Raw genomic sequence first — 17,665 nt, 5'->3', positions numbered from 1 at the left:
ACTTACTTACCAATGTTGTTGAACGCGCCCATGAGATGCAGAAATGGACTTCCACCCAGAATGACGAACATGGCTGGGAGCAGAAACAGCACCATCGGGACGGTCAGCTTGGCGCCCAGCTTGTGAGCTCGTTCTTCCAGCTTGGTGATCCTCTCTCGACGAAGATCGACCGCTATAGCGCGTAGCGCCTGACTTAACGGCGTTCCATACTGCAGGCTCTGGCTGACCATGGTGCCGAAGCGGCGAAGGCCCTCCGACGTGGAGGCCAGCTTCTCGAATGCATCGGCACGATTTGGCAAGATCCGCAGATCATCGAGGAGACCGCGCAACACCTGCGCCATGGCCGAATTGGTCTCCTTCATCTCTTCAGCCACGCGTTCCAGTCCGCTCTCAAGGCCCATTCCCGCTTCGCTGCAAACGACCAACAGATCGATGGTATCGGGCGTGCCGAGCCTGATGGCCGCATCAAATCGCCGTTTCGCAACAAGCAGGATCAACCGCGGCCCCATGATTCCGATCGCCAGGCCAAACAGCGTGAAGATCAGAACGTCGCTCAGCGGTCTTTCGAGAAGCTGCGCAGCAATGAACGCAGCGATCGGGAACAGGAACGTACTGACGACTTTGACGCCGATCCAGATCGGCAATGTTCGATGATGGTTGAAGCCTGATGACTGAAGAATAGTTCGGAGCTGGTCCAGGTTTTCCTCGGCATAGAAGCGCCGATAGCGCGCGCCAACCGATGAAAGCCATCCGGTCAGATCCTTTGACGAGCTCGACGGGTCAGGAATGCCCAGCACCGCGTTCGATACACGGGTATTCAGGGCCCGGAGATGCATTTCGCGGATGATCAGCACGAAGGTTGCAGCCGCGACTGCAACGGCAAGGGTCGCGAGGCCGAGACTACCTGTCATAGCGTCGTTTCCCTTCTGATCATCCAGCGTATCACGAAGTGCCCGACCAGCACCGAGCCTATCGCGTAGGCCAGAAGCTTGTTTCCGGTCGGGTCGGTGAACAGCAGATCAATCGACTGCGGATTGATCGCGTAGAGCAATCCTCCTACGATCAGGGGCGCAAGCGAAAGCGCGCGAGAAGAAAAGATCACCTCTCCTGCCAGCGCCTTGGCGCGGGCAGCCAGTGCAACTCGCTGGCTCACGGTCTCAGCCAGTGTCTGCAAGGTCTCGGCCAGACTGCCGCCCGACTTCAACTGGACCGCAAGGGTCACCGCAAACATCGCGTATTCCGACACTTGCGTGCGTCGGTAAACGGCCTCGACAGCTTCTTCGGGGGGCCTTCCGAGATTCAATTCGCTGCATACGATGGCGAACTGGCCGGATGTCGGCTGCGGCATCTCGCGAGAGATCGTGCGAAAGGCTTCGTTGACCGGCAGCCCCGATCGAACCGTGCTTGTCACCAGCTGGATCGCATCAGGAAGCTGCCGAAACAGTTGATTGGCAAAGCGTTGCTGCTGCCATTTGAACAGGCCACGCACCACCAGGAAGCCCACGACAACGGCCGCGACCGACACCTGGAGCGTCGGATAATGCAGCAGACGATTGGCGTAGACGACGGCTCCCGCCGCAATGAGGCCGGCAACGAGCACATAGGCTGGATGAAAGCCGTAAGCGATATCGGGCTTGTAGTTCGTGAGGCGATGGATCGACTGCCATCGGGACGCCGCCTGTGCACGACGGATGGATGGCAGGCTCGCCGCCTGGCCAGCCGGCAGAGCTATCTCGAGCTGACGGTCGACGCGGCGTTGTCGCGCATCGAGCCACAGCGACGTCATCGCAGCACACATCAGCAGCGCCAGGACAATTGCGATGACAGATGTCGGTATCATATCTGCCTCATCGCGTCTGCCCAGGCTCGGTCAAGCCCATAATAGACAAGGCGGCTCTTGAATTTCGGGATCGCGTTGGTGGACCTGTAAGTGCCAGATATCCGGCCGTGAACGTCCTCGTCCTTGTACTCGAACGCCGCGATATCATTGGTTGTGATCACATCACTTTCGAGCCCGATCACCTCGCTGATCTGGACGATGCGGCGTTGCCCGTCCCGCATGCGTTCGACCTGCACGATAAGATCCAGCGCGGCGACGATCTGAGCGCGGATCGCACGCGACGGCAGGTTGACCTGCCCCATCTGCACCATGTTTTCGATGCGGGTCAGCGCATCACGGGTGCTGTTGGCATGCACCGTGGAGATCGAGCCGTCATGGCCGGTGTTCATCGCCTGCAGCATGTCGAATGCTTCAGCGCCGCGGACCTCGCCCACCACGATCCGGTCGGGGCGCATGCGCAGGGCATTCCACAAGAGGTCGCGTTGCGTCACCTGTCCCGTGCCTTCGAGGCTCGGGGGGCGCGTCTCCAGGCTGATCACATGCGGCTGTTGCAGCTGCAACTCCGCCGCATCCTCGATCGTAACGACGCGCTCGCTGTGATCGATGAACTGGCTCATCGCGTTCAGCAGCGTGGTCTTGCCGGAACCGGTACCGCCGGAGACAAGAACATTGAGCCGGCACCGCGCGGCAATCTCCAGCAATTGTCCGATGGCCGCGCTCATCGAGCCGTTTTCGATCATTCCGGCGATGTTCAGGCGCCGATTCGGGAATTTTCGGATGGAGATGCAGGGGCTATGGATCGCGAGCGGTGGGAGGATGATGTTGACGCGGCTACCGTCCGGCAGGCGGCAGTCCACCATCGGGCTGGATTCGTCGACACGCCGGCCGACCTGCGCAGCGATCTTCTGCGCGACCGACACGATATGATCGTTGTCGCGGAATCGCACGGCGACCCGCTCCAGCTTGCCGCTTCGCTCGACGTAGATGTTGGCCGGCCCGTTGATCATGATGTCGTTGATCGTTTCATCCAGCAGCAGCGGACGGAGCGGCCCGTAACCGGTCATGTCGTCCGCGATCTCGTCCGCCAGCTGAATCTGCTCGCGACCCGACAGTTCGAGCCGCTCCTGATTGGCGATGCCATGGATGATCTCCTCGATCTGCCGCCGGAGAACCTCCCGCGAGACGGTGGCGGCGACCGACGGATCAATCTGCTCCATCACCCGCTCGCGCAGCGACGCCGGCATCACCGGATGATGGCTCGAAGGCTCGTCGCGCCTCTGCATCGACGGGAGGGCGCTCGATGACACCAAGCTCGGCGCCGCCGGCGGCGAGACCGGTGCGGTTTGCGACATGCTTGGCTCTGCCGCCGGCAAGCTCGGCATCAGTGCAGGCAAACGCGTTGGCGTTTCGTCTGCGCGCCTCCCGAACTTTTTCATAGCCCGAGCCACCTCCTCCACCGTCCCTTTCGCTCGGCGCCGACGCCGGTAATCTCCCGCACGATCGGAGCGAGATGGCGTCGCAAACCGGAGACGTGCTTCAGGGCCGGAATTCCGAGATTGACCGCCTGGGTCATTCCCTTGCCGAGATCCGGGATCACCATGTCCGGCTCTGCGCCCAGGGCCTTGACGATCGTCTCCTTGGGGAGGCCGCCGGCCCGGTCGGCCCGATTCAGCAGGGTAAAGACGCGGTCCTTGCCGGCGATGTTGGTGACGGCGTTGCGCAGTGCATGCGCGTTGCGCAGCCCGGTCACCTCGGCTTCCAGCAGCACCAGCACGTGACGCGACAGCGTGATCACCGGATGGATCGACGGAGGGAACGGCACCGGGACGTCGACAACGATGTAGTTGAAGCGCTGGCGGAGCAGACCCAGCACGTGCCGCACTCCCGCCTCGGTGATGTCGAGCTGCGCATCCAGATCCTCGTCGCCCGAGATCAGGCAAACCCGCTCATTGACCTCGATCGCCGCGCGCTCGAGGAACAGCGTGTCCGCCCGCATCGGGTTCTCCAGCGCAATCCGCAGCCCGGGTCCAGCCCGCACCCCCAGCATAACAGCGGTTTCGCCGCCCTGCAGATGGAGATCGAGCAGCGCGACCTTGGCCTTGGTGGTCTCAGCCAATTGCAGCGCGAGATTGATCGCGATACTCGTCGCGCCGGCGCCGCCCTGGGCACCGCAGATCGAAACCACGTGTCCGCCGCGATCGTTCTGAGCGGGCGCGACGTCGCCGAGCAGCTTCGGCCGCAGCTGGTCCAGCACCATATCGCGGGTGATCGGCCGAGGAAGGTACTCGGTCAGGCCGATTTCCATCAGCTCGCGGTAGAAGGTGATCTCCCTGTTCTCACCGATCAGCGCCACCCGGACATCGGGCGGGCAGACGCTGGCCAGTCGCTCCAGCTCTTCGAACGGATCATCGATCCCGCTGATGTCGGTCACCAGCGCGAACAGGTCGGTGTCGGTCTCGAGCATCCGCGTCGCGTGGCGGATCGTGCCACGGCGGATCGACAGATTGCTGCCATCGAGGCCTTTGCGCAAAGCCGCAGCACTCAACTCGTCATTGACGAAACAGACGATTCGATTGCGCGCGAGAGCAGACGTCGCTTCTTCGGGTGGCCCCACCATTGCCATGTTAACACTCATCAGCGTTTCTCCGGCAACTTGCTCGCGTCACGCATCGCCGTCGTGGTCCCACGGCTCGTCTCCGACGACCCATCGCAGGCGACAAGCACGTCACCCTCATCCGAATCATCCTTCCTCACCGAGTACTGCTTGACGCCCCCACTGTTGTAGATCGCGATCGTTGTGCTCTGCCCGGCAATTGCACTCTGTCGGGCAAGCTCCGGAGACACATCGCAGCTCGAAATGTCGCCATTGTCCGCCTTGTTCCACTGATCGGCTGCTGCCCGCACGACCAGTGAAAGTGTTCCAAGTTGCTTCGCGACCGTGATCTTCTTGACCTGATCGGGGGCGAGCTCCAGCGACACGGTTTGCGCCGACTTGGCTGCCACGGCATTGTTCACGGCATTGCCAATGGGTCGCCCGCCCTGTGCAATCTCCTGATCGATCGCGATCACGCGCACATTGGACAGAACGGTTTCGCTGACGGCCCGACGCGCTGGATCCGCCTTCTCGAAAACCTGGGTCAACACGACATCCACATTGTCGCCCGGCCTGATCAGACCCGAGACGCCCGTCTCCTCGTCAACCTTGATGCTGATGGCGCGGCTATCCGGCGCCAGGACGCTGGCGAGGAAGCCGCGATCGCGCGGGCGCAAGATGTCCTGCAGGGTGATCGGGCTGCCGGCGTCGACGAACTTGCGAACCAGGGAGCCAGGAAGCCCGATCTTGGTCTCCGGCGTGTCAAGGATCGCGCCGGCCGGAGCACCTTCCGGCGGCGCCTGACGTACGGTGAAGTCGTCTTCGCGGGTCAGCGTGCCTTTCGGTAAGGGACGTGCCGCAACAAAATAGCCGACCGTGGCCGGAGCTGCTGCCGGCGCCGGCGCCTTCTCCGCGACCGCCACCGGTGCCTCCGGCCGGCTCATGTTATAGGCGATGAGCCCGAGCGCTGTGGCTGCGAGCAACAGCACCATGATGATCGAAAGGCGCAAAGCGGATGACATGTCACAATCCTTTGCTTAAAATGTTCCAAATACCTCCGCACGCGATGGCGACCCCGTAAGGGAGCGGTGCGTGCCGCAAATGACGCCAGCGCTCGATCGCGTAGACACGGCGCACCAGCGACGATCCGGCGGGCGCCAGCCTGGGCTGCGGCAGCGCACGCATCATCAGATGCACCACGCCGAGAGCTCCGCCGGCCAGTGCGGTTACGGTCAACAATCCGATCACGCCGGTGAGCGGCAGACCGGTCGCCAGCGCAACCAGCAGCTTAACATCGCCGCCACCGATCAATCCGCGCTGGTAGATCACGAAAAGCACCAGCAACAGGATCGCCGCGACGATCAGCGACTGGACGACCTGCATCGGGCTGGCCATTTGACCGACGATCCCAAGGAGCGCCAGCGCCAGACAAATTTCATTTCTAATCAATCGCGTCGCGATATCGATCGTTGCGACATACAACAACAATGCGATTTCCAGACACGAGGTCGTGGAAGCAATCCAACTCATGAAATAAATGCCTCAGAAACGGTGGGGGCACAAAATGATGCCCCCTCCGAAGCGCTGTCTGGACTTATGCAGAGACTGCGTTGGTGACCGCGGTACTAATACTGGTGATCGCGTTGCTTAACGCGAGGCCAATACCAGAAGCCGTGGAGGTGCCGAACGCGGCAGCCACCGCGGCGACGATGCAAGCGGCGACGATCACGTATTCGAACGACACAACGCCGTTCTGGTCCATGCGCAGACGCTTCATCGCTTCCGTGATCTGCATGTAAGACTGCAACATAGAAGAAAGCCTCCCTTCAAAATTGCAAACATCGCAATCCCGTTGACAATTGCTGGCAGAAGAATTGCCAACGGCATTCAACGTCTGGAATTAGGCAGAGACAGCAGTCTGGACAGCGGTGCTGATCTTGGCGATCGCGGTGCTCAGCGCCAAGCCAATACCAGAAGCAGTGCTGGTGCCGAACGCGGCGGCCACTGCGGCGACGATGCAAGCGGCGACGATCACGTACTCGAACGACACGACGCCGTCCTGGTCCGCGCGCAGACGCTTAAAGGCTTCCGTGGTTTTGATGTAATACTTGAGCATAGGACAAAATCCCTTTTTACGATGAATTTACGCACAGGGTTGGCAGGCAAATTCGTTGCCAACTGAAGTCAAACTATAATGACTGGTCCGAACGCTGTCATCTGGTAATCCTTTATTAACCCTACCGGAGCAGCTTGCTGACGCTTCTGTTGAGCGTTGCGCCTACGCCAGGTGACGACCAGAACCCCTGAGATAATTGGGAATTTCCAACGGGCCTCACCTTTGGCGCGCCTGCTCCGTGTGAATACGGAGGCCCTGCCGGCATGAACAAGAGGTGTTCGCGGAAGAGGTACCCCTCTTGATCCGGAAGCATGAGGGCCCTTCGATGAGCTCTATCGAGGGCTCCCGAGGAGCCTTGCTTTCGGACACGCGCCGCGCCCGCACACGCGACAGCGACAGTGAACGAATTCTTGCCAGGCGCTGCGCGCGATTCCTGAGCGCATTTCAATCCCTCACCACGCTCAGCACGCCGGTGTCGGCAAGCCGATGCTTGCTTGCCCCTCGCTGCCCCCAACCAAGAATCAGGATGGCCAGTGGGACCAGGGCCGCGCCGCCAACGATGTCTACAAGGTAGTGTCCGCCGGCTACGGGCGTTGAAGCGATCATCAGCGCGTTCAATCCGAGCGATGCGGGAAACAAGATACGAATTCCACGGGTGGCATAAATCAGAATGAGCGCAAGGGCGGTATGGAAGGATGGAAACTGAACGATGCCTGTCATTTTACCCACGACGATTTCCTGCATCGTCCCGTCGCGCAGTGCAAAAAAGTCAGGCAGGTAGTAGGCGCTGGTGAGGTGCGCTACCCCGTAATAGGCCCACGCTCCCTCGGCGGGAATGAGCCAGGAGAACGGGATGATGATCAACAATGTCAGTACGAACAGCCATACGAATTCGGTCGTGCGCTCAAGCATTCCGAACACGTTTAGCAGGATGAGGAGAACGGCGATCTGCACCGTTCCGGTCCCATAGATAAAACCGAGCACCGAATTGATGTCAGGATGGTCTTTAGTCCAGTTGAACAGCGCAAGCCAATCGAATCCGACCGAAGCATCTGCCGCTGAAAGATACGGGTCGATGAGCGGAAAATTGGATCTGGCCGCGAGATAGGTGAGAACGCCGTAAACCGCTGTAAACGCCACCAGTTGTGCCGCAGCAGCGGCGAGAACTGCGATCCTTGGCTTCTGCCTTAATGTGACGTAGACATAATTTATCAGAAGCAGCACCGCCAGACCGAGCGGGGTCTTCAGATCGGGCACAATCCTTATGCCGGCCCACCATACCCACAACACATCTACGCATCCGATCAGGACGATGATCACCCAGACCGCGTGGCTACGGTAGATCGGCTTCGCTATTCCCGCACGATTTTGCATGAGCATCTGCCTCTCAGGCCGCACAGCGAGCGGGCCGCGCGTCAATCGCGCGAAATCGGCACGATAGTCGATCCGCGCGACGCCTCAAAGGGACGCGGCAACTATTTGGTTAAGTATCAAGTCGACTGGTAATGCGGCGAGCAAATCGCCCCTACCGAAGATACGGAGCCCAGGCACATCTCGTCGAAACGACCCGAAAGGTGATCGGCATCACACAGCAGAATAAGCACCAATACCTCGTTGTCGACAAACCTTAGCACGAGGCCCGACTCGCGAGACCCTTGTCTCAGCAGCCATTCGTGGAGCCGCTCCGAGCGCCTGCACATCTCCGGAAGAGTGGTGGCGTGTAGTCCCGGTCGCCACGATCCCGCCACTCGCAATAGAGAAGGCCGCGTCGCATATTTCGAGCTGAAGCGCAGCGCGGCCGCCTGGACGCTAGGTGCCCGACGGATCGCCGCGCTTACGGCTCGATGCCCATGTGATGAACGGGTAAGCCAAAAGAGCCAAATAGTTGGACGGCATCGAATGATTGACGCCAAACGTTTTCGGCTTCTGCCCTTCTGGAAGATAGACGCTTCCGAACAGCAGATCGTAGAACGCGAACACCCCGGCGAAGTTCTTGTCCCTGGCTTCCGTCTCGCTGCTGTGGTGCCAGTGGTGAAATTCCGGCGACACCAGGACGTAGCGCAAAGGGCCGTAGCTCAAGCGCACGTTGGCATGAACGAGATAGGCCTGCCAGTAGTAGACGAGGAAGTAAGTCCCGATCGCTTCTGTCGAGAAGCCGAGCGCGAAGAGCGGAAACAGCGAGCCGGCCTTCATGAACATCAGATCAAGCGGATGCTGATGAACTGCAGCGAGCCAGTCCAGTTCTTCGACAGCGTGGTGAACGGCATGGATGTGCCACATGGCAGGCACGACATGCAGGATGCGGTGTGTCCAGTAGACCCCGAGATCCCCGATCACGATCACAAGGGGCGCTTGAACCAAATACGGAAGATCGTCGATCGCCTGCTTCACGGCTGAAGGCAGTATCGATTGATTGACCAGAGTGGCCACTGCGACGATGACGATCACGCCGACCATCACCAACCACCCGTTGAGAAACAGGAAGGCCATATCGGTCAGCAGGCCACGCCTAAAAATCTTCTGAGGCCTCGCAGCAAATAGCCGCTCAAACGGCACGAAGATCAAAAGCGTCAGCAAAAACTGCTTCAGCCCAAATAGATCGCTCATTCAAATGGCCGCCCTCAAAATGGGTGAAGGGTATCATCTGCCCCCCCATGAGCGTCAACAAGAAAGGAAGAGTGCCAATCACCATTCCGCTCTCGATTCATCTGATTTCGGCGATACAATAATTTGGTAATTTGGTCGCTCGCAATATTCTTGGGGAGGTGCCGCTTCAGTGCTGCGCCGACGTTGATCTGATCGTCCCTTGTCGGCAAGGAACCCAAGTAGAACGATCACATCGCCGATTGCCGCAACTGGCGATGTGATTGGTTCAGCTCGTGTCTGCGATAACGATGTTGTTCAGCACAGGCGTAGAGCAGAAAGCTACCACGGCGATGTGGTGAAGGTTGTTACTGCGCCAAAGCAACCGCATCACGACAAACGTTAAACTCAACTCGGGAATAAGCCACTATACACCGAACCATGACTAGCCCAGCGGCATGAATGGGTTCAACTCGCCCAATCCGAGCTGCAGGATCACATCGTGGTCAAGAGGTCGGATAACCCAGTAATAAGCAGGAGAGCACCATAGTGCTTTAACCCAGTTCGTTTTTTGCCTCACGATGCCGAAGATGCCGGATTGGCCAGATCACGCTATTTATGATGTCTACTCGTTCAGCGGGCACAAGTCCTGTTGCAGGGTACTCGTCCGGTCTCGGCACCCACGCTGTGCCGAACAGAATGTCCCAGAGCGGGAAAAAGGAGGCGAAGTTCTTGTCCCGATGCTCCATCAGGACTGAATGATGGATGCGATGCCATTGCGGATTGTTTATCCATGTCACAAACCGACCGAGCGGCATGCGGACGTTGAGGTGAGCACAAGTATCGGGGACGAAGAAGATAACGCCCGCGGCTATTGCCATATCTGCTGGGACCCGAAGCAAGATCGCCAGAATTGGAAGAAAGGCATCAGCCAACACCCTCTCGAGCCAATAATGTCGGCCGCCGGTAATAAACGTAACGGCATTTGCGCTGTGATGGAACGAATGCATCGCCCAAAGGAACGGGATCGCATGTTGGAGACGATGGAATGCGTACTTGTAGAGATCCAGTGCCACCACGACGAATGCGAGAGAGGCGCACCACCAGTAACCTTCAGTCGGTAGCTGAATCCAGCCGAACCCAGTATAGCCCATAATCGTGCCAGCGCATATCGCAGCCACCGGAGCAAACATGTTTTCCAGTCCGATGCTCACGATAACCGCCAGCCAGTCATCACGAAATTCGGAGCGGGGAATATCCGCAATGGGCCACTTTTTTTCCAAAAGGCGAGTGGCGTAATAGATTCCTAGGTACAAGGCCGCGTAGCCAGTAGCGCGTGCAATCACGCTTGACATGAGAAATGACGCGAGCATTCTATCACCATGAGCCAAAAACCTTAGTTTTTCTCAGTCTTCGGGGGAGCGCAAGCAGGGTTTTTACGGGATTTTCTTCGCCACGCTTAACGCATCTCGACCAAGCGAAGATAGCGAACTAACGTCGTTGAGCTGTTCATTGCGTGCTCAATAATATTTCAAACGCCACGCTAAGCTCTACCCCAGCTTGAGCTGGCCTCAATTTTCAATTGCAGACAGCAAGCGCGTTTCATCCTTTAACCTAACCAATCAAGGTTAGCTTCCCGCGCCCACCATCTGCCCGTGGTTCTACGGGGCGCGACCGTGAACTGGTTCACAAATCTGCGGCGCGATGGCTGCTAGGTAAGCCTCCGAGGAGAGACGCCTTGACCAGGGGGATGTCCCGGGTTCTGTTGAATTTCTGAAGAGGTCGGCGTTGCCCACCTTGAGCCGGTAGGCTCGGGGTGCTGATTCCACAAAGGAGAGCAACGCCATGACGAGAGATATCACACCGGCTGGTTCGCCGGCGACCGGGGCTGTGGACGAAGCGTTTGCAGAAGTGCGGGCGAGCTTCGATCGGTTCTGCCTTGCGGCAGGAATCGAGGCGCTCGGCACGATGATGGAGGCGGATGTTACGGCGGCCTGCGGGCCGCGCCACGGTCGCGACGCGGCGCGGCGGGCGCACCGTTGGGGCCGAACGCGGGGACGGATCGGCTTCCACGGCGGCAAGATCGAGGTCGAGCGCCCGCGCGTCCGAGGCGTGGACGGCCGCGAGGTCACGATCCCGAGCTGGGAAACGGCGGCGGAGGAGGATTGGCTCGGTCGTTGGGCGATGAACCTGATGCTGATCAATGTGTCGACGCGCCGGTTCGGCCGCGCTGTCCGGCTGCCCGAGGGTGACGTGCCGGCACCGCCCGGATCGGGGGTTTCGAAGTCGGCGGCCTCGCGGAGGTTCGTAGCGCTGTCGGCGGCGCGGCTGGCCGACTTCATGGCTGCCGATCTGTCCGCGCTCGACCTTCTGGTGGTCCAAATCGATGGGCTGCATCTCGGCGACGATCTCGTGCTGGTCGCCGCGATCGGGGTTGACGGCGAAGGCAACAAGCATCCGCTGGCGCTGGTGGAAGGGGCGACCGAGAATGCCGCAACGGTTCAGGCCCTGCTGGACAACCTGGTCTCGCGCGGGCTCGACCCGACGGTGCCAAGACTGTTCATCGTCGACGGCGCGAAAGCGTTGTCGAAGGCGATCCGCCGCACCTTCGGTTCGGCCGCTGCGATCCAGCGCTGCCAGATCCACAAGGCGCGCAACATCATGGAACACCTGCCAAAAGAGCATCATGCGGCCACTCGTCGGGTGCTGCGCCAGGCCTGGGAGCTCGATGACGCCGACAAGGCTGAAAAATTGATCCGCAATCTCGCGCGTCGACTCGACCAGCAATGGCCCGGCGTAGCGGCCAGCATCCTCGAAGGCCTCGACGAAATCCTGACTGTCGTCCGGTTGAAGCTGCCGAAGGAGCTTCGTCGATCGCTCGCCTGTACCAACATCGCCGAGAACATGATGGGCACCATTCGCCGCGTCACGCGCAACGTCAAACGCTGGCGGGATGCCGGTATGGCCTTGCGATGGGTCGCGGCCGGCATGATCGAGGCCAACAACGGCTTCCGACGATTGAAGGCGCATAAGCAATTGTCGGTTCTGCGTGCGGCCCTTCAAGCTCACCACGATCGCATGACGATCAAGCCCGTTGCCCACGTCACGAGGGCCGCGTAACATTCATTCCGGCAACGTCGGCCCGACGTAGTTCAACACCGATCGGGACATCCCCCCGACCAGCGTAGGCTGAGACTTTGTTATTTGAGTTTGGTGGCGAATGTGATTCCATCTGGCTATGGACTCCAGCGCCGACCTGCCGCCTGATCTTGCCGCCGCGCATGCAATGATCCTGGTCGAGCGCACGGCCAGGCTTGCGGCGGAAGCCAGGCTTGCTGAAGCGGCCAATGCCCAGGCGAAGCAATCGAGCACCGAAGCGCTGATTGCCCATCTCAAGCTCGAGATCGAGAAGCTACGACGCACGATATATGGCGCTCGCTCCGAGCGGTCGGCGCGGCTGCTCGATCAGCTGGAGCTTGAGCTTGAGGAACTCGCGGCGGACGCGACCGAGGATGAGCTCGCTGCCGAGAAGGCGACCGGAAAGACGCAGACGGTGCGTTCGTTTGAGCGCAGGCGGCCGGTGCGCCAGCCCTTTCCCGATGATATCGAGCGGGAGCGCGTGGTGCTGCCGCCCCCGACGCAGTGTCCCTGCTGCGGATCGGCCCGGCTGTCGAAGCTCGGCGAAAGCGTGACCTCGACGCTGGAGGAGATCCCACGCCGGTTCAAGGTGATCGACACAGTGCGGGAGAAGTTCAGTTGTCGGGATTGCGAGGCGATCACGCAGCCGCCAGCGCCGTTCCATGCCACACCCCGGGGCTATATCGGACCCCAGCTTCTGGCGACAATCCTGTTCGACAAATTTGGTCAGCATCAGCCGCTAAATCGACAGAGCCAGCGCTTCAAATGTGAGGGGATCGCCCTGTCGGTCTCGACGCTGGCGGACCAGGTGGGCGCCGGAGCCTTTGCGGTCAGGCCGATCTTTGAACTGATCGAAGCCTATGTGCTCTCCGCCGACAGGCTCCACGGTGACGACACCAAGATACCGATCCTGGCGAAAGGGAAAGCAGATACCGGCCGGATTTGGACCTATGTTCGCGACGATCGGCCATTCGGCGGGCGAGATCCACCGGCGGCGCTGTTCTACGCCTCACGTGATCGGCGCGGCGAGCATCCCGCGCGGCATCTTCAGAACTTCGCCGGCATCCTGCAGGCCGATGCCTATAGCGGGTTCAACGCTCTCTTCGATCCCGGACGCAAGGCGTTGCCGGCCACGCCCGCCTTCCGTTGGGCACATGGCCGGAGGGCGTTCTTCGAACTTGCCGACATCGCCCAGAACGCTCGCCGCGGAAGATCGGCGACGGCGATCTCGCCCGTTGCGCTGGAAGCGGTTCGTCGGATTGACCAGTTGTTCGAGATCGAGCGCGACATCTATGGGCTGAGCGCTGAGGAGCGGCTGCAGATCCGCCGGGAGAGAAGCGCGCCACTGCTGACCGACCTTGAGGCTTGGCTCCGGACGGAATCTGCCCGGCTCTCACGTTCGTCCAACGTGATTAAGCCGATCAACTATCTGCTCAACCGTTGGGAGGGCTTTGCCCGCCTTGTCCACGACGGACGGATCTGCATGACAAACAATGCAGCGGAGCGAGCGTTGCGCGGTTTTGCCGTTTACCGTTCATTCTGCCCATGTCGGGGAGGATTTTGAGGTCCACTATCGCTGGCATCCCTATTTTGGCCAGATGGTGAACGTGCGTCGTGTGGAGCAACGCGCGACAGGTCAGTTTTTGCGGATCCGAGCCCCATTGGGCACGGTCATCACGATTCCCAGCTGGATGGTAGATCCAATCGCGTGCGCGGAGATGACCTCCGGGCGACCACAAGTTGATCTTGCTGCATTATCAGAGCTGAAGAGACTGGTCACAGCGCTCGCCATTTCCGCAAACTCCCCGAGCGATCGAGTCGTATGGGAGAACGCCGATGAAGCAGGAGCGCGTAGCTGCACAGATTTCAGTCGGGCAACTGAGCCTGATATTCGAGCCGGACAGGCTGGACAGGATGAACGAGGCGGCGCGGGTGAAGGCGTTACTGACGCTCGCCCAAATCCTCATGCAGGCCGCCGGCCTGGTAGTCGAGGAGCTCGGTGATGCCCGACACTGACCAGATCCCGGAAGCGCTCTTGAAGCGCAAAGCTGTCGTCTATGTGCGGCAGTCAACGCAATCCCAGGTGATGGCCAATCTGGAGAGCCAACGGCGACAGTACGATCTTGTGGATATTGCGCGCCGGCACGGCTTCTCCGACGTGGAAGTCATTGATGATGACCTCGGCCGTTCGGCGAGTGGAACGGTGGCCCGGCCCGGATTTGATCGGCTGGTCGCATGGTTGTGCGCAGGAGCCGTCGGCGCCGTGATTTGTTTCGATGCATCGCGGCTCGCGCGCAACGGCCGCGATTGGCATCATCTGCTTGAGTTGTGCGGGCTTGTTGAAGCGAGGGTGATTGATCACGACGGCATTTATAATCCTTGCCTTCCGAACGATCGGCTCTTGCTCGGCATGAAGGGAAGCATAAGCGAGTTTGAGTTGGGCATAATCCGGGCACGGATGCTAGACGCAGCCAGGGCGAAGGCCCAACGTGGTGAGCTACGCTTATCAGTGCCGTTTGGTTATGTCTGGCATCGCGAAGCCGGTCTGGGCCTGGATGCTGACCTGCGTCTGCAAGAGGTGATTCGACTTATCTTCACTCGCTTTCGCGAACTTGGTAGCGCTCGCCAGGTGTTGTTGTCGATGAAGGCGGAGCAAATCCACTTCCCCCGACCGGCTGATGAAGGTCGCATGACAAACTTCGTTTGGCAGCCCATCCGCTACCGCAATGTGATCAGTGTGCTGAAGAATCCGTTCTATGCGGGTGTTTACGTATACGGCAAAAGCGAGAAGCGAACCGCGATTGTCGAAGGAAGAGCGCGGCGGACCTACGGGCACTACAAACCGGCGGGCACCTGGGATGTGATGATAAAGGATCATCACGAAGGGTACATCACCTGGGATGACTACCAGCGCAACCAGAAGCAATTGGCGCTTAACGCCTACGGTCGCCCAGATGGCGCAAAATCAGGCCGGGGCGGCCAGGCGCTCTTGTCGGGCATTCTGACGTGCGCTCGTTGTGGTCAGCGCCTGAGCGTCAGCTACAGGGGCGGTCGAATCAGCTACCCGGTCTACCGCTGTGACAAGGGTAGTCTGGCAGGTCGGCTTCGCTGTATGATATTCGGTGCTTCAAAGATCGACGCGGCAGTTGCACGAGAACTGTTACGAGCGGTAGAACCCATGGCGATCGAGGCCGCGTTCGAGGCGCAGCGCATGCAACGGGAACGCCAAGATGACAAGCGCCGGATCCTTGATCTGGAACTCCAGCAAGCCCGGTACGATGCCACGCTTGCTGAGCGCCGCTACGCTGCCTGTGACCCCGATAATCGCCTGATCGCTGCGCAGTTGGAGAAGAACTGGGAATACGCTTTGCGCCGTCTGCGCGAGCTGGAAAATCGCCAGAATGACCATCAGTCATCCGGCCACGCGGTCGATCCCGGCACCTTTGCCGATCTGGTGGATAACCTGTCCGTAGCCTGGAAATCCCCTGATGTGACGATGCGCGCGCGCCAGCAGCTACTGCGAGCCTTGATTGTCGACATCATCGCGGACGTCGACGATGCGGTACGCGACGTTGTGCTCACGATCCATTGGCAGGGTGGGCAGCACTCCGAGCTTCGGATCCGCAAGCCGCGCTCCGGTGAACACGGTTCCTCCACGGCGGAAGATGCCTTGGCTGTTGTCCGCAGCATGGCCGGGCGCTGGTCTGACGAGCACATCGCCGCCACGCTCAATCGCATGGGCTTGCCCACCGGCATGGGTAAGACCTGGACAGCACATCGGGTCAGCTCTATTCGCCGTGTGCGTGGCATCCATGCCTACCGTTCAGCGGAAAAAAACGGCGAATGGCTTACGCAGATCGAGGCCGCAAAAGCGCTCGGTGTCTCAAGTCATATGATCCGCCGCCTTGTCTCCAGCGGCGTTCTTCCTGCTGTGCAGGTTGTTCCGCGAGCACCCTGTCAGATTCGAGCTGCCGATTTGGCGTCCGAGGCGGTCAAAACAGCGATTGCCCGAAAGGGTCGCCCGTCTCGCGAAATTGACGCGGACACGCTTCCAATGTTTACAAGCACTTAAAGAAGGGGCGCACAATGACTCAAGGCTTGCTCTGGGAAGAAAGGCATGGTTGTTCGCCGGTTCTGATCGCGGCGCCGAGCGGGCTGCCGTGATGGCCACGCTTCTCGTGACGGCGCGTCTCAACGACATCGACCCGAAAGCCTGGCTTGCCGACGTCTTCGCGCGCATCGCCGACATGCCGCAGAACCGCCTGCACGAGTTGCTGCCCTGGAACTGGACGCCTTCTGCGTCGAGGTCCTCCGCCCAGGCGGCGTAGCCATGCACGTCAACAAGGTTCACGCCGTCTTTACCATCGCTCGCGTCGCAAAAGACCTCGGCGAAGACGAGGACTGGCTCTGGGACGTGGCCAACGGAATGGGCACAGAGGATGGCGTCATCTGGGTTTACGGCATAGGTGACGACCAGGTCATGGCGTTCACTGACTTCGGCATCGAAAACCTGATGGAGCTCATCAGGATGCACAAGGAAGACCCCGAACTCCTCAAGCGGTGGATTCGGTGAGCCCCTGTCCGCGGCCTAGGTCGGATGGATACGCTGCTAGATCATAGCTCGCTGGCGAATTTCAGGACCCAGCAACAACAGGGCGCCGCCGGGACACGACGACACGACGACATTTCGAGCTCGACGGCGCAGCTTTTTCAGAGGCGATCGGATCGCCAGCCGCACCGAACAACCTCACGTCGCCGGTTGCGACAACCGACGCGTGACCGCTTCAGTTCGTGCCGGCGATAAGCATGAGGTTGTTCAGCACAGGCGTAGAGCAGAACGCTACTACGAGAGCGATATTATAGATGTTGTTGCTCCGCCAGAGCAGCCACATGACGAGATACGTTAAGCCCAGCTTGGGAATGAGCCACCACGTACCGAACCATGCTTGGGCTACCCGCATGAACGGGTTCAACTCGCCCAACCCAAGATGCAGGATCTCATTGGTGGTGATGAGGTCTGCACACCCAAGAAACAAGCAGGAGAGCAGCAAGACTGCCTTACCCCAATTCATTTTTCGCCTCGCGGTGCCGAAGGTGCCGGACTGGTCAGATCGACCTATTTAAATGTCTACTCACTCATTATGCACAAGTCCTATTTTTGAAGGTGCGACCATTGCCGGGGTCAACCGGACAAAAGCACGCAGGTGGCCAGCGAGAGAGATCAGGGTCTCATCGGCCGCTGGATGTATTCCATGGACAGCGGCTTGGCATGCAGCCCGCGCTGAGGCGGCCTCAATCGTCTTTCCAAATGCGCTCTCTGCATTCGCATCGGAACTGCCGCACGGTGTGGCCCGAGAGTGGATCTAAATTGCTCTGTAGAACGCTTATGCGCCTG

Annotated in this window: 16 protein-coding genes and 2 pseudogenes; 6 read left to right on the top strand and 12 right to left on the bottom strand. The window is 59.9% G+C overall.

Features of this window, described 5'->3' with window-relative positions:
• Positions 1 to 2: 2 nt before the first annotated feature.
• The 11 genes from MTX19_RS12600 to MTX19_RS12550 form a co-directional block, all read right to left on the bottom strand.
• Entirely contained in the window at positions 3 to 911 is a 909-nt protein-coding gene (locus tag MTX19_RS12600) for a type II secretion system F family protein (protein ID WP_280983874.1), read from the bottom strand.
• Positions 908 to 1,786: a type II secretion system F family protein gene (locus MTX19_RS12595; RefSeq protein ID WP_280983873.1), complete on the bottom strand. Its 879-nt coding sequence runs from the start codon at positions 1,784 to 1,786 to the stop codon at positions 908 to 910. Before MTX19_RS12595 ends, MTX19_RS12600 begins: the two co-directional genes overlap by 4 nt.
• Before the next feature lie 50 nt (positions 1,787 to 1,836).
• Entirely contained in the window at positions 1,837 to 3,276 is a 1,440-nt protein-coding gene (locus tag MTX19_RS12590; RefSeq protein WP_280983872.1) for a CpaF family protein, read from the bottom strand.
• Complete coding sequence (locus tag MTX19_RS12585; protein WP_280983871.1) at positions 3,273 to 4,304, bottom strand: AAA family ATPase; 1,032 nt, start codon at positions 4,302 to 4,304, stop codon at positions 3,273 to 3,275. The genes MTX19_RS12590 and MTX19_RS12585 overlap by 4 nt, the downstream gene beginning before the upstream one ends.
• Positions 4,305 to 4,474: 170 nt before the next feature.
• Positions 4,475 to 5,455, bottom strand: coding sequence for a Flp pilus assembly protein CpaB (gene cpaB / locus MTX19_RS12580; RefSeq protein WP_280983870.1), 981 nt, complete (start codon positions 5,453 to 5,455; stop codon positions 4,475 to 4,477).
• Between the two features lies 1 nt (position 5,456).
• Positions 5,457 to 5,963 carry an A24 family peptidase gene (locus MTX19_RS12575; protein WP_280983869.1) on the bottom strand — a complete coding sequence of 169 codons (507 nt, stop codon included), beginning with the start codon at positions 5,961 to 5,963 and terminating at the stop codon, positions 5,457 to 5,459.
• A 64-nt stretch (positions 5,964 to 6,027) separates the two neighbouring features.
• Positions 6,028 to 6,228, bottom strand: coding sequence for a hypothetical protein (locus tag MTX19_RS12570; protein ID WP_348638281.1), 201 nt, complete (start codon positions 6,226 to 6,228; stop codon positions 6,028 to 6,030).
• A gap of 105 nt (positions 6,229 to 6,333) precedes the next feature.
• Positions 6,334 to 6,549, bottom strand: a complete 216-nt coding sequence (locus MTX19_RS12565; protein WP_280983867.1) for a hypothetical protein — start codon at positions 6,547 to 6,549, stop codon at positions 6,334 to 6,336.
• 444 nt (positions 6,550 to 6,993) lie between these two features.
• The gene (locus MTX19_RS12560) at positions 6,994 to 7,929 is read right to left on the bottom strand and encodes a phosphatase PAP2 family protein (protein WP_280985996.1); all 936 of its coding nucleotides are present in this window, start codon (positions 7,927 to 7,929) and stop codon (positions 6,994 to 6,996) included.
• 429 nt (positions 7,930 to 8,358) lie between these two features.
• A complete protein-coding gene (locus MTX19_RS12555) occupies positions 8,359 to 9,156 on the bottom strand; it encodes a sterol desaturase family protein (protein ID WP_280983864.1) in 798 nt (265 codons plus the stop codon).
• A gap of 530 nt (positions 9,157 to 9,686) precedes the next feature.
• The gene (locus MTX19_RS12550) at positions 9,687 to 10,505 is read right to left on the bottom strand and encodes a sterol desaturase family protein (RefSeq protein WP_280985995.1); all 819 of its coding nucleotides are present in this window, start codon (positions 10,503 to 10,505) and stop codon (positions 9,687 to 9,689) included.
• Positions 10,506 to 10,977: 472 nt separating this feature from the next.
• On the opposite strand from MTX19_RS12550, the gene MTX19_RS12545 reads away from it, so the two are divergent.
• The 6 genes and pseudogenes from MTX19_RS12545 (at position 10,978) to MTX19_RS12520 (ending at position 16,843) form a co-directional block, all read left to right on the top strand.
• Positions 10,978 to 12,252 (top strand): IS256 family transposase, encoded by a 1,275-nt coding sequence (locus tag MTX19_RS12545; RefSeq protein WP_280983862.1) that lies wholly within the window; start codon positions 10,978 to 10,980, stop codon positions 12,250 to 12,252.
• A gap of 166 nt (positions 12,253 to 12,418) precedes the next feature.
• Positions 12,419 to 13,804 (top strand): annotated as a pseudogene (locus tag MTX19_RS12540) (IS66 family transposase); the annotation flags it as partial.
• 302 nt (positions 13,805 to 14,106) lie between these two features.
• Positions 14,107 to 14,286 carry a hypothetical protein gene (locus MTX19_RS12535; RefSeq protein WP_280980172.1) on the top strand — a complete coding sequence of 60 codons (180 nt, stop codon included), beginning with the start codon at positions 14,107 to 14,109 and terminating at the stop codon, positions 14,284 to 14,286.
• The gene (locus MTX19_RS12530; protein ID WP_280980173.1) at positions 14,273 to 16,342 is read left to right on the top strand and encodes a recombinase family protein; all 2,070 of its coding nucleotides are present in this window, start codon (positions 14,273 to 14,275) and stop codon (positions 16,340 to 16,342) included. The genes MTX19_RS12535 and MTX19_RS12530 overlap by 14 nt, the downstream gene beginning before the upstream one ends.
• A gap of 22 nt (positions 16,343 to 16,364) precedes the next feature.
• Positions 16,365 to 16,598, top strand: a pseudogene (locus tag MTX19_RS12525) (transposase domain-containing protein); the annotation flags it as partial.
• A 2-nt stretch (positions 16,599 to 16,600) separates the two neighbouring features.
• Positions 16,601 to 16,843: a hypothetical protein gene (locus MTX19_RS12520; protein ID WP_280983861.1), complete on the top strand. Its 243-nt coding sequence runs from the start codon at positions 16,601 to 16,603 to the stop codon at positions 16,841 to 16,843.
• 211 nt (positions 16,844 to 17,054) lie between these two features.
• Here MTX19_RS12520 and MTX19_RS12515 read toward each other — a convergent pair whose 3' ends face one another.
• Positions 17,055 to 17,342, bottom strand: coding sequence for a DUF5658 family protein (locus MTX19_RS12515; RefSeq protein WP_280983860.1), 288 nt, complete (start codon positions 17,340 to 17,342; stop codon positions 17,055 to 17,057).
• Between the last annotated feature and the right edge of the window lie 323 nt (positions 17,343 to 17,665).

Source organism: Bradyrhizobium sp. ISRA464 (assembly GCF_029910095.1).
Classification (GTDB): domain Bacteria; phylum Pseudomonadota; class Alphaproteobacteria; order Rhizobiales; family Xanthobacteraceae; genus Bradyrhizobium.
This window is presented reverse-complemented; position numbering and strand designations above follow the sequence as displayed.